We start from the raw sequence: 12,442 nt of genomic DNA, 5'->3' as shown, positions 1-12,442 counted from the left end.
AATTCGGAATTATTTCGATATTTGAAGATGTATGCTCGGGCAATCCTGGCACTTGCTGAGAGTAAAAGCTAACCAACAAAAAACCTGATAAGCCACAATGTCGAATATCAAAGAAGAAAAAATCAAAGTTCTTTATATAGATGATGAAGAAATCAATCTTCAGGCATTCAAAACCACTTTCAAATATGATTTTGACGTTCAGCTGACTGCCTCAACCAAAGAAGCCCGACATATATTGAGTACCCAACCCGTCGATATCATCATTTCGGATCAAAGAATGCCATCTGAAACTGGCCTTGATTTTTTTACCTCTATCATGACGGAATATCCAGAACCTATCAGGATTCTTTTAAGTGCCTATTCAGATATCCAACTTGTACAAGAAGCCATCAACAAAGGAGTCATTTACCATTACCTGACAAAACCTTGGGATGAAGAGTACTTCAAGAACATCATCCGTAATGCTTTTGAAACTTACAGCTTGAGAAAGGAAGTCAAAAACCTTCAAAAAGAAATTCAAGGTCTCAAAAAAGATCTTGAAATCACATCGGAATAAGCATATCCCATTTTTCAGTTAAGAAATCAGGGGAAATAACCAGCCAAGTTTCTTAGTGCTAAATTGGTTTTTGATGCCATTATGTCAAAACAATGGAGATCGACCATTTCAATTTAGAGTGGCAAGCGAGATCAATATCTTGCAGCTAGTAACAATTGGAGTTCTTTGTGCGTCATTGCAAATTTCCTTGCCAAATAGGCATTGGTAAGGCTTCCCCTATAGGTATATACCCCTTTCATAAACCATTTATAATTGAAGATCATCTCTTCTGCCCCTCTCAAGTCAGCCATCTGAAGTAAAATAGGGGTAAAAATATTGCTCAAAGCAGCCGAAGCTGTCCTTGCCACTCTAGAGGCTATGTTGGGCACACAATAATGGATTACTCCATGTTTCACATAAGTCGGGTTTTCGTGGGAAGTCATTTCAGCAGTCTCTATACACCCTCCTTGGTCGATACTTACATCAATGATAATACTCCCTTCCATCATTGCAGCAACCATTTCCTCACTGACCACGATTTTATTTTTACCCTTTTCAGTCCTTAATGCTCCTATGACCACGTCTGCTTCTTTGAGAGCCTGGCCGAGTGTGTAATTATCAATGGTAGAGGTATAAACTTGCTGGCCTAAGAGCTGCTTGATCCTTCTGAGTTTATAGATATGGTTATCAAAAACTTTAATACTTGCCCCCAATCCTAAGGCTGTCCTCGCTGCATACTCAGCTACTGTTCCCGCACCCACTATTACCACCTCCGTAGGAGGGACACCGGTGATACCTCCCAATATCAGTCCCTTACCATCATTAACACTGCTCAGGTACTCGGCGGCTATAAGCATCACCGTACTCCCTGCAATTTCACTCATGGCCCTTACCACAGGCATACCGCCCACTTTATCTTCCAAATGCTCAAAAGCTACAGCAGTTATCCTTTTTCTGTTAAGCGCATGGATAAAATCAGCATGTTGTTTCCCCAATTGCAGCGCAGAAATCAAACATGATCCTGCACGCATATATTCAATTTCTTCGGTGGTGGGCGGCTCCACCTTTAAAATGACTTCTGCATCAAAAGCCTCTTTTGCCGAATACACCACTTTGGCACCTGCATCTGAGTAATCTTTGTCAGTAAACTTGGCAAGGAGACCCGCATTGGTTTCAACGACCACCTGTTGCCCATTATTTACCAAGAGCGCTACCGCTTCCGGCGTAAGAACCACTCTTTTTTCCTGAGCGGCAGTTTCCCTTGGTATTCCAATTACCAAAGAATTTTTTGCCGTTTTAACTTTTGCCGCTGCCTCTTTGGGATATAAACCTATGCTCTCTGTTAACTCAACCATCTATTTCGCTATTTAAGACCCTTTGTAAACTGATAATCCTTTCTCCTCGGTCGCCTATTTCAATCTTAATAAACACAAAATCTGAAGGGACATATTCCGGAATTTTCTCTGCCCATTCCAACCAACAGATATTCCCACTGTAGAAATACTCATCAATTCCAATTTCCAAGACTTCTTCAGGGTCTTCGATTCTGTAAAAGTCAAAATGGTAAAATACTTGACCTTTCGGGTTTCTGTATTCATTGACGATAGAAAATGTTGGGGAAGAAACCACATCTTCGATTCCAAAACATTTGGAAATTGCCTTAATCAATGTGGTTTTTCCAGCTCCCATCTGACCTTTGAAGACCCAGATTTTGTCTTTCCCACAAAATCTGATCACCTGCTCAGCTGTTTCTTCCAACTGATCTAAATTTTCACAATGGATAATTTTCAAACCCTTAACTATTCTTTGGGACTAAATGAGCTATTGGAATAATCATTTCCTCCAGAGACACCCCTCCATGTTGAAAGGTATCTTTGTAGTAATTTACATAATAATTGTAATTGTTTGGATATGCAAAGAAATAATCTTCTACGGCAAAAACATAACTCGTAGAAACATTAAATTTAGGCAGTTTGGCCTCTTCAGGTTTTAAGATCTCAAACACCTTCCCGCTTTCATAATTGAGATTTTTTCCCTGCTTGTACCTCAAATTGGTGGTTACAGTTTTATCGCCAATGATTTTGTAAGGCTTATGTACCCGCTTGGTCCCATGATCCGTAGTGACAATTACTTCTGCGCCTACATCATTGATTTTCTTAAATAATTCGAAAAGAGTGGAATGCTCAAACCAGCTTTTGGTCAAAGATCTATATGCAGACTCATTGGGAGCCAGCTCCCGGATCATTTTCATATCCGTACGGGCATGGGACATCATATCCACAAAATTGTAAACCAAAACGTTGAGGTCATTATTCAATAGGTTTTGGAACTGATCCAACACCAGCTTGCCTTGGTGTGCCTGTAGGATCTTATTGTAACTGAATTTGACATTCATCCTGTTCCTGTGCAGATTTTCCCCCAAAAACTCCTCCTCATTATTATTTTTCCCTTCATCCGAATCTTCCCCTTCCCACAGTTCTGGATGAAACCTAGCCATTTCTGAAGGCATCAATCCGCTAAAAAGCGCGTTCCTGGCATAGGCTGTAGTGGTAGGCAAAATACTGTAATAAGTACTTTCTTCCTCAATATTAAAATAAGTTGTAATCAAGGGTTTCAGTACCTCCCATTGGTCCAATCTAAGGTTATCAATCACCACAAAAAACAAGGGGTTTCCCTGGCGGATAGAAGGAAAAACCCTTTCTTTCATCAGTTTATGGGACAATATAGGGGCATCCGAACGGGAATCATTCAGCCAATTCAGGTAATTAGATTTAATAAATTTAGCAAAAAGGGAATTGGCCTCGGTTTTTTGGGTTTCCAAGACCTCCTGCATGCTTTTGTTTTCGGTTTTATCAATTTCGAGTTCCCAATATGTCAGCCTTTTATAAATATCCGTCCATTCCTGATGGCTTGAGGCATCATTGCAGGCCATGCTGATGTTCATAAAATCCTGACGGTAGGAAAGATTGGTCCGTTCAGAAATCAGCTGCTTGTTCTGAAGGATTTTTTTGACAGATAACAGTATCTGATTGGGGTTGATCGGCTTGATAAGGTAATCTGCAATTTGTCCCCCTATGGCGTCATCCATAATCTGCTCTTCCTCGCTTTTGGTGATCATGACCACCGGAATCTGGGGCTTTACCATTTTGATCTGCTGCAAAGTTTCCAAACCAGTCATCCCGGGCATCATTTCATCCAAAAAGATCACATCGAAATTCTGATCCTCCACCATATCGATTGCATCCAACCCACTGTTCACAGTAATAATGTCATAGCCTCTTTGTTGAAGAAAGAGAATATGGGGTTTTAGCAGGTCTATTTCGTCATCTGCCCAAAGGATTTTAGACTTTTGCATATAATGCCGTTTATTTCTTTTAAAATTATAATTACTTTTGGAACCAATCAAATGTCTGGGACATTGAAAAGTCGTAAAATTCTGAATGATCCTGTTTACGGATTTATAACTATCCCAAGTGAACTTATTTTTTCAATCATTGACCACCCTTACTTCCAAAGGTTACGTCGGATTAAGCAACTTGGTTTAACTGATTTCGTCTACCCCGGGGCACTCCATACCCGCTTCCATCATGCCATTGGTGCCATGCACCTCATGAGTATCACTTTGGATAACCTCCGCCATAAAGGCAATGAAATCTCAGATGAGGAATATGAGGCAGCTCTGATCGCTATTTTGTTGCATGATATTGGTCATGGGCCTTTTTCTCACGCCCTGGAATTTTCATTATTGCAAAATATCCCTCATGAGTCCATTTCTCTTTTGGTCATTGAGGAATTGAACAGAGAGTTTGACGGACAGCTGGATTTGGCAATTCAAATTTTCAAAGATCAGTATGAAAGAAAATTCTTTCATCAGTTGGTTTCCAGCCAATTGGATATTGACAGATTGGATTACCTTCAAAGGGACTGCTTTTTTACGGGAGTGTCTGAAGGAACCATCGGGGCAGACCGGATCATCAAAATGATGGATATCAAAAATGACCAATTGGTCGTAGAGGAGAAAGGACTGTACAGTATCGAAAACTTCCTCAGTGCCAGAAGGCTCATGTACTGGCAGGTTTATCTGCACAAAACCACCGTCTCTGCTGAAAAAATGCTCATCAACCTAATTACAAGGGCCAAAGAGATTCAGCAGACAAGGGGTAAGTTGAAAGCCACGGATGAGTTACTCCATTTTTTGGAAAATGACTTCAGGTTATATGACTTCAAAAACTCCCCTGATTTGTTAAAAATATTTCTAGGCCTGGATGATTATGATATATGGGGCGCAGTGAAATTGTGGAAAAATGAATCGGACTATATTTTAAGGAACATTTCAGAAATGTTCCTCAGAAGGAAGTTGTTTAAAATAACCCTAAGAAATGAAGAATTCGGTGAAGAAGAGCTTGAAGTTCTGAAAAAGAAAACCATGAAGAAGCTTGAAATTCCTTTGAATGATCTTCATTACTTTTTCACTCATGGATCAATAAGCAATTATGCCTATTTGACCAAAGAAAGAATATATATCCTGACCAAAAAAGGACAGATCATTGATGTTGCCCAGGCCGCAGACCTGCCAAATATCAAAGCTATGAGCAAAATAGTCAAGAAGCATTACGTATGCCAAGCCAAAAGTTTAATTTTGTAGCCAAATTCGAACATACCAATGGAATTTTCCTTAGACCAGATTGCAGCTCTCATCAACGGTAAAGTTGAAGGTGACGGAAGCCTCAAGGTCAACCGCCTGGATAAGATTCAGGAAGGCAAACCTGGAGGGATCGCGTTTCTTTCCAATGAAAAATACGAACAATTCATCTATCAAACCGAAGCTACAGCGGTGATCGTTTCAGAAAATTTTAAACCTTCAAGACCGCTGAAATGTAATCTCATCAGGGTAAAAAATGCCTATACGGGCTTTACCCAGCTCTTGGAAGCCTACTCCAATATGACCAAAATGGGCAAAGTGGGTGTGGAACAGCCCTCCTATTTTGACCCTTCAAGCGTACAGGGAGAGGCAGGATACAGAGGCGCCTTCTCCTATGTGGGAAAAAACTGCAAAATTGGAAATGGTGTAAAAATCCACCCTCATGCCTATGTAGGTGACAATGTTCGGATTGGTGATCATACAATCATCCATGCAGGAGTCAAAATTTGCAATGATACCGTCATTGGCAGCCACTGTGAAATCCATCCCGGAGCGGTCATTGGGTCTGATGGTTTTGGGTTTGCTCCACAAGAAGATGGCACTTATAAGACAATCCCCCAAATCGGCAATGTTATCATTGAAGACCATGTAAGCATAGGGGCCAATACCACGATAGACTGTGCTACTATGGGAAGTACCCTGATCAAAAAAGGAGCTAAAATAGACAATCTAGTACAGATAGCACATAATGTTATTATTGGAGAAAATACCGTAATTGCATCGCAAACAGGCATTTCAGGTTCTGCCGAAATCGGAAAAAACTGTGTAATTGCAGGACAGGTAGGCATCGTTGGTCATATAAAAATTGCGGATAAAACAACAGTTGGGGCAAAAACAGGAGTTTCCAAGAACATCAACGAGCCGGGAAAAACGCTTTTTGGTTTCGTGGGTTTTGACATCAAAGACTTCCTTAAATCCTATTCCATTTTCAAAAATCTTCCCAGTCTTCAGGACAGAATTAAAGAACTGGAAAAAAAACAATAACTTTACGGCCTTATTAGCAAAGTACTACATAATCCGATGAGGGTAAAACAACATACTATTAAAAAGCAAGTCACCGTATCAGGTGTGGGACTTCATACAGGAGTAATATCCAATCTCACTTTTTTGCCAGCACCTCCGAACCATGGTTTCAAATTCCAAAGAATAGACCTGGAAGGAATGCCGATCATTGATGCGGATGTTGACAATGTGGTGGATGTATCAAGAGGTACTACACTGGAACAAAGCGGGGCAAGGATATTTACCGTAGAACATGTTTTGGCTGCATTGGTCGGGCTTGAAATTGACAATGTATTGATGCAGATTGACGGACCTGAACCTCCGATCATGGATGGATCTTCAATCCAATTTGTTGAAATTTTAGAATCTGCAGGAGTAGAGGAGCAAAATGCGTTGAGGAGATTTTTCGAAGTTCCTGAAAGTATAACTTACAGGGACCCCTCCCGGGAAGTGGAATTAGCTGCGCTACCTTTGGACGATTATAGGGTTACCGTAATGGTAGATTATAATTCTCCGGTCTTGGGAAGTCAGCATGCCTCCATTACCAATATTTCCCAGTTTAAATCCGAAATAGCTTCTTGCAGGACTTTTTGTTTCCTTCATGAGCTGGAAACCCTTTACAATCAAAACCTGATCAAAGGAGGAGACCTCAACAATGCCATTGTAGTGGTAGACAGGGTAGTTGAGGACTCTGAATTGGAGCACTTGGCAAAAATGTTCAACAAACAAAAGGTAGAAGTCCGCAAGGAAGGCATCCTTAATAATGTTGAACTCCGGTATAAAAACGAACCGGCAAGACACAAACTCCTGGACGTCATAGGAGACTTAGCATTGGTGGGAAGACCACTTAAAGCACAGATATTGGCTGCGAGACCAGGGCATGCGGCCAATGTGGCTTTTGCAAAAAAACTCAAAAGAGCCTGGGAAAAAATAGGCCCCACCCATATCCCATATTATGATCCGAAACTACCTCCTGTGATGGATATCAATCAGATCAGTAATATCCTTCCACACAGGTATCCTTTTCAATTATTGGACAAAATCATCTACCTGGACGACACGGTAGTTGCTGGGGTTAAAAATGTCACCATCAACGAACCTTTTTTCATGGGGCATTTCCCCAATAACCCTGTAATGCCAGGAGTATTACAGGTTGAAGCAATGGCACAGACAGGCGGTATTTTGGTATTAAGTACCGTAGAAGACCCTGAAAATTACTGGACTTACTTCCTGGGTATAGAAAGCTGCAAATTCAGAAAAATGGTATTACCTGGGGACACCTTGGTATTCAAATGTGAGCTATTAGCTCCTATCAGAAGAGGGATAGCCAAAATGAAAGGAGAAGCTTTTGTTGGAAACACCTTGGTTTGTGAAGCCGTTATGACCGCCAGCATTGTAAGAAAAGAATCATGATCAGCAAACTAGCCCATATAGACCAGAATGCCAAGATCGGCGAAGGTGTGCACATTGACCCATTCACCATGATTCATGGTGATGTAGAAATTGGGGAGGGCACATGGATCGGTTCAAATGTCACTATTTATCCCGGTGCCAGAATAGGCAAAAACTGTAAAATTTTCCCCGGTGCGGTAATCGCGGCTATTCCCCAGGACCTCAAATTCCAGGGGGAGGAGTCTACTGTTGAAATCGGCGACAATACCACCATCCGTGAATGTGTGACTATCAGTAGGGGGACCTTAGACAAAAAGACCACCAAGGTAGGAAATAACTGCCTTTTAATGGCTTATGTTCATATCGCCCACGATTGTATCGTAGGCAACAATGTGATAATTGCCAACGCGGTACAAGTAGCCGGCCATGTGACCATTGATGATTGGGCCATCATCGGTGGAAGCAGCGCCATCCACCAATTTGTAAAAATAGGTATGCACGCCATGATCTCAGGTGGATCTTTGGTGAGAAAAGATGTACCTCCTTACACAAAAGCAGCCAGAGAACCTTTGAGCTATGCAGGTGTGAACAGCCTTGGATTGCGAAGAAGAGGCTTTTCAGCAGAGACGATCAGCCATATTCAGGAAGTTTACCGGTACCTGTTCCTCAACAGTCTGAACAACAGCCGGGCACTGGAAGAAATCGAAATCAACCTGCCTGCCACTAAAGAAAGGGATGAGATTGTTAACTTTATACGCTCTTCGGAAAGAGGGGTAATGAAGGGTTACATCAGCTAAACATGTTGGAAATCAAGCTAAATTCCATTGGGAAGCGTTTCCAATTTGATTGGATCTTTAAAAACCTTTCGGTACAAATCAGCAAAAACACTGCTTGGGCGATTACAGGAAGCAATGGTTCAGGGAAATCTACTTTGATTAAATGCATTGCAGCCATTAATCCCCTTACAGAAGGTAAAATTGAATATCTTTTTGAGGGGAAAAGTATTCCCGAGTCGGAAATTTTTAACCATTTGGCGATTTCAGCTCCCTATTTGGAATTACCGGAGGAATTCTCTTTGAATGAACTCCTCCAATTTCATTTCCGGTTCAAAAAGCCTTTAAATAATTTGTCATTTGAAGAAATGATGGAAAACATGTACCTGAAAGAGCACAGGAATAAACCCATCAACCAATTCAGCTCAGGCATGAAGCAAAGACTGAAACTGGGGCTGTGTTTTTTTTCGGATGTTCCTTTGATTTTACTGGATGAGCCAAGTTCTAATTTGGATGAGAAGGGGCTCAATTGGTACCTGGGACTTATCGGTGAATTTGGGCAAAACAAAACAATCTTAGTATGCTCCAATGACCCTAAGGAATATGGTTTTTGTCAACAAAAAATCCATGTGGAAGATTATAAGCCGAAGCAAAAACTTTGAATCTTCAATCTTATTTATAATTTTACAATGATTTAAAATTAAATTTTCCATGAAACAAATCATTTTTAGCCTTATTATAATGGGATGGGCAGTTTTTTCTACTTCATGTGGTGAAAAAAGAACGGATCCTGAGCCCCAAAAAACTCCCGAAGAACTGGCAATTTTAGACCTTACGGGAGGTACATCCCAAACTTGGACCGTTGCCGGAGGTGGCTCTGTACAACGGGATGGTCGATCTGAAACCAATATCTATCAGAATTTTGAAATCACCTTTGCTGCTACCAACAAAACCTATCAGACTTTCAACAATAATGGCCTATTTGCTGCCAACGGCAATTGGGAATTTGTTTCCGGCCGAGTAGATAGGATTAGGCTCTCTGGAACAGCCCCTGCCTCGGGTCAGGAAATATCCTTTACCCGTACAGGAAATGACCTGAGACTACAATTTACCATTCCTGTTCCAGGTGCAAGAGTTGAAGCTGTGGCAGGAGGATACACTTTTAACTTGAGAAGAAAACAATAATAACCACCAATACATAAATAAAAAGTCCAACTTAGCAAATGTTGGACTTTTTTGGTTTTATCCCTTTAGAGTGACCAAGGTTACCCCTGCCCCTCCCCTGTCGGCATGTTCATCTTCGATTTTGGCTACGGGCTTCATTCCCCTCAGGATATTCCTTGTGACTTCGCGCAATACCCCGTCTCCTTTACCATGGACTATTCTCAAATCTTTCAAACCCAACATATATCCATCATCAACAAAGTTTTGCACCAAACTTAAAATCTCTTCTGCCCTCTTTCCCCTGATATCCAGATTTGGCGAAAACTCCATCATTTTGGCGTTGGCATCATAACCTGTCCTCTTGGCAAAGGACTTTTTCTCCTTCTTCATTTCCGCATGGGAAATTTTTTCCAAGCGGTTGAGCTTGACCGTAGATTTAAGGTCACCGATGCTGATTTCGGCTTCCTTTTTCTTGATGGAAAGCACCTGTGCAATAGCACCATTATCTTTTAACCTTACATAATCTCCTTCATGAATTTCGCCTCCCACTACTTTAACTTCAGGAGTCACGGGAACTCTTTTCTCAGGTTTGACTTCTTGTTTCAGGGTTTCTATTTCTTCCCTTACCCTTTTGGAAATGGCTGTATCTGCCTTACTTTCCTTTATTTCTTTAATCGATGCCTCAATTTTTCTGTTAACCTGATCCAAAAGCGCCTTTGCTTCAGCTTTGGCCTCTTGGATGTATTGCTTTTTATTGGATTCAATGGTTTCCTTTAGCTGGTTGTATTCTTTCATCCGCTGCTCCAGCAACCTTTCTTTCCTCTGCGTCTCGGAAATCAACTGTTCATATTTTACCTTTTCATTTTCCAACTTGGTGAGAAGCCTGTCATATTTCACTCTCTCTTCTCCAATATGTTCTTTGGCATAAGCAAGAATATCCTTGTCTATCCCGATTTTAGAGGCAATTTCCAAGGCAAAAGAACTGCCGGGTTTTCCGATTTCGAGCTGGTACAAAGGTTCCAGTTTGTCCACATCATATCGCATCGCCCCATTTATCAGTCCCTGGTTTTTGGCGGCTACTTGCTTCAGGTTACCATAGTGCGTGGTAATCACACCATAAGCCCCTGTTTTATTTAAAGCCAAAAGTATTCCCTCTGCAATTGCCCCTCCAAATTGCGGTTCTGTCCCTGTGCCAAATTCATCAATGAAAAGAATGGTCTTCTTATCGGAAAACTGGGTAAAATACTTCATGCTCAAAAGATGGGAGCTATAGGTACTCAGGTCATTCTCAATATTCTGTTCGTCACCGATATCGATGAAAAAGTTATCAAACAAACAACATACAGAATGTCCGTCCATTGGAACCAATAAGCCACATTGAAGCATATATTGGACCAAAGCCACTGTTTTTAGTGTCACCGATTTCCCACCAGCATTAGGTCCTGATATTACCAGCAGGCGTCTGTTATGGTCCAGTTGGATATTTAAAGGAACAATATTTTTCCCCTGCTGCTTCAAAGCAAACTCCAACAAAGGATGTCTGGCATTTGACCAGTTTATCTGCCTGGTCTTTTCTAAAACCGGCCTACTGGAGGAGGTCTTAATGGCAAACTTTGCCTTAGCGCGGATAAAATCAACCATGCCCAGAAAATGAAAAGCCTTTCTCAGTTCAGGGATATAAGGCCTCAGGATATCTGTAAGCTGGGTCAGAATTTTCTGGATTTCACGTCGCTCCATGTATTCCAGGTCCTTCAACTCATTGTTGATATCCAATACCTCTGCAGGTTCCAAAAATACCGTCTGACCTGTTGCAGATTCATCATGAATAAAACCCTTAATTTTTCTTTTGTTTTCCGCTAATACTGGAATTACCATTCTACCTCCCCTTATGGTGATGGAAGCATCTTCGGGGGTGTAGCCCTTGGACCTGGCATCTTTGAAAATTCTTTCCAGAACTTTCCTCAAGCGGTTTTCCTCATATAAAATCTGTGAACGGATCAGAGAAAGTTCCCTGGATGCATTATTTCTTATTTTTCCCTTTTCATCAATAATCCTTTCTATTTCGCGTAAAAGATCATTATTAAGATTTACCAGGCCCAATAATTCAAAAAGCTGCGGGTATTCCGTTTGATGGTCAAGAAAGAATTCAATACATCGACTGAGGGTAATCAAGGCAAGCTTGATCTCATGAAAATCCTCTTCATATAAAAATGTCCCTGGAACCTTGGCCCTTTCCAGATAAGGATAAATATTGGTGAAATTGGAAGAAGGGAAGAACTCTCCGGATTCTATGATACGTTTGAACTCATCGGTCTGATCCAAAAGTCGATTGACCAACTTCAGGTCTTTTGAAAAAGACATTTTATCTACAAAATCCATCCCCAAACTACTGGTACACTCCTCCTTAAGCAGCTCCCTTATCTTTTGAAAATTGATTTTTTCCTCGAGATTTTTTGGATATAACATGGTGATTATTGGTTACCGGATTTTTCAATTACATGTAAAGAATCAATGGTCCTTGCATATAAGCGGTCCATTATCCTTGCATCTCTCATGTAATACTCCAAACTTTTTCTAAAAACCGAATCCGGGACTTGATGTTTTTCAAAAATTTCCTTTTCAAACAAAGGGTAAAGCACCTTGGATGAATCATAATGAATGGGAAATGTACTTACCAGTCCTTCAGCCATATGGATATCCACCAGTAATTCCACCATTTTGTCTTCATCCAAAATACCTTCCGGTGTTTTGTTTTTTGCACAGGAGACAAGCAGCAACAATGAAATACTATATAATATCAACTTTTTCACCCTGTAAAAATAAGACGAATAAATTGAATTTGGATACCTCCCACAAAACAGGCGGGCAACTCTT

12 protein-coding genes are annotated in these 12,442 nt (G+C 40.9%); 7 read left to right on the top strand and 5 right to left on the bottom strand.

Annotated elements, in window-relative coordinates:
• Positions 1–97: 97 nt before the first annotated feature.
• Positions 98–556, top strand: coding sequence for a response regulator (locus BC751_RS10710; RefSeq protein ID WP_130275523.1), 459 nt, complete (start codon positions 98–100; stop codon positions 554–556).
• A gap of 131 nt (positions 557–687) precedes the next feature.
• On the opposite strand, the gene BC751_RS10705 is transcribed toward BC751_RS10710, so the two are convergent.
• From BC751_RS10705 to porX, 3 genes are read right to left on the bottom strand one after another with little or no spacing between them, the layout of a single operon-like run.
• Positions 688–1,890, bottom strand: a complete 1,203-nt coding sequence (locus BC751_RS10705) for an alanine dehydrogenase (RefSeq protein WP_130275522.1) — start codon at positions 1,888–1,890, stop codon at positions 688–690.
• On the bottom strand, positions 1,883–2,326 hold the full coding sequence (tsaE, locus tag BC751_RS10700; RefSeq protein ID WP_130275521.1) for a tRNA (adenosine(37)-N6)-threonylcarbamoyltransferase complex ATPase subunit type 1 TsaE: 444 nt from the start codon (positions 2,324–2,326) through the stop codon (positions 1,883–1,885). The genes BC751_RS10705 and tsaE overlap by 8 nt, the downstream gene beginning before the upstream one ends.
• A gap of 4 nt (positions 2,327–2,330) precedes the next feature.
• Positions 2,331–3,890 (bottom strand): T9SS response regulator signal transducer PorX, encoded by a 1,560-nt coding sequence (gene porX, locus BC751_RS10695; protein ID WP_130275520.1) that lies wholly within the window; start codon positions 3,888–3,890, stop codon positions 2,331–2,333.
• Between the two features lie 51 nt (positions 3,891–3,941).
• On the opposite strand from porX, the gene BC751_RS10690 reads away from it, so the two are divergent.
• Genes BC751_RS10690 through BC751_RS10665 form a run of 6 tightly spaced genes read left to right on the top strand, consistent with a single transcriptional unit; the run spans position 3,942 to position 9,589 of the window.
• Complete coding sequence (locus tag BC751_RS10690) at positions 3,942–5,180, top strand: HD domain-containing protein (protein WP_207226870.1); 1,239 nt, start codon at positions 3,942–3,944, stop codon at positions 5,178–5,180.
• A gap of 18 nt (positions 5,181–5,198) precedes the next feature.
• The gene (gene lpxD, locus BC751_RS10685) at positions 5,199–6,221 is read left to right on the top strand and encodes a UDP-3-O-(3-hydroxymyristoyl)glucosamine N-acyltransferase (protein WP_130275518.1); all 1,023 of its coding nucleotides are present in this window, start codon (positions 5,199–5,201) and stop codon (positions 6,219–6,221) included.
• A gap of 36 nt (positions 6,222–6,257) precedes the next feature.
• Positions 6,258–7,652 (top strand): bifunctional UDP-3-O-[3-hydroxymyristoyl] N-acetylglucosamine deacetylase/3-hydroxyacyl-ACP dehydratase, encoded by a 1,395-nt coding sequence (locus BC751_RS10680; protein WP_130275517.1) that lies wholly within the window; start codon positions 6,258–6,260, stop codon positions 7,650–7,652.
• Complete coding sequence (lpxA, locus tag BC751_RS10675; RefSeq protein ID WP_130275516.1) at positions 7,649–8,428, top strand: acyl-ACP--UDP-N-acetylglucosamine O-acyltransferase; 780 nt, start codon at positions 7,649–7,651, stop codon at positions 8,426–8,428. Before BC751_RS10680 ends, lpxA begins: the two co-directional genes overlap by 4 nt.
• A 2-nt stretch (positions 8,429–8,430) precedes the next feature.
• Positions 8,431–9,066 (top strand): ABC transporter ATP-binding protein, encoded by a 636-nt coding sequence (locus BC751_RS10670; RefSeq protein WP_130275515.1) that lies wholly within the window; start codon positions 8,431–8,433, stop codon positions 9,064–9,066.
• A 49-nt stretch (positions 9,067–9,115) separates the two neighbouring features.
• A complete protein-coding gene (locus BC751_RS10665) occupies positions 9,116–9,589 on the top strand; it encodes a hypothetical protein (protein ID WP_130275514.1) in 474 nt (157 codons plus the stop codon).
• Between the two features lie 57 nt (positions 9,590–9,646).
• On the opposite strand, the gene BC751_RS10660 is transcribed toward BC751_RS10665, so the two are convergent.
• Entirely contained in the window at positions 9,647–12,034 is a 2,388-nt protein-coding gene (locus BC751_RS10660; protein ID WP_130275513.1) for an endonuclease MutS2, read from the bottom strand.
• Positions 12,035–12,039: 5 nt separating this feature from the next.
• The gene (locus tag BC751_RS10655) at positions 12,040–12,378 is read right to left on the bottom strand and encodes a DUF4296 domain-containing protein (protein ID WP_130275512.1); all 339 of its coding nucleotides are present in this window, start codon (positions 12,376–12,378) and stop codon (positions 12,040–12,042) included.
• Positions 12,379–12,442 lie beyond the last annotated feature (64 nt).

Source organism: Cecembia calidifontis (assembly GCF_004216715.1).
GTDB classification, from domain to species: Bacteria; Bacteroidota; Bacteroidia; order Cytophagales; family Cyclobacteriaceae; genus Cecembia_A; species Cecembia_A calidifontis.
Note: the sequence above shows the minus strand (reverse complement) of the source record. Positions and strands in the feature narration are given on the sequence as shown.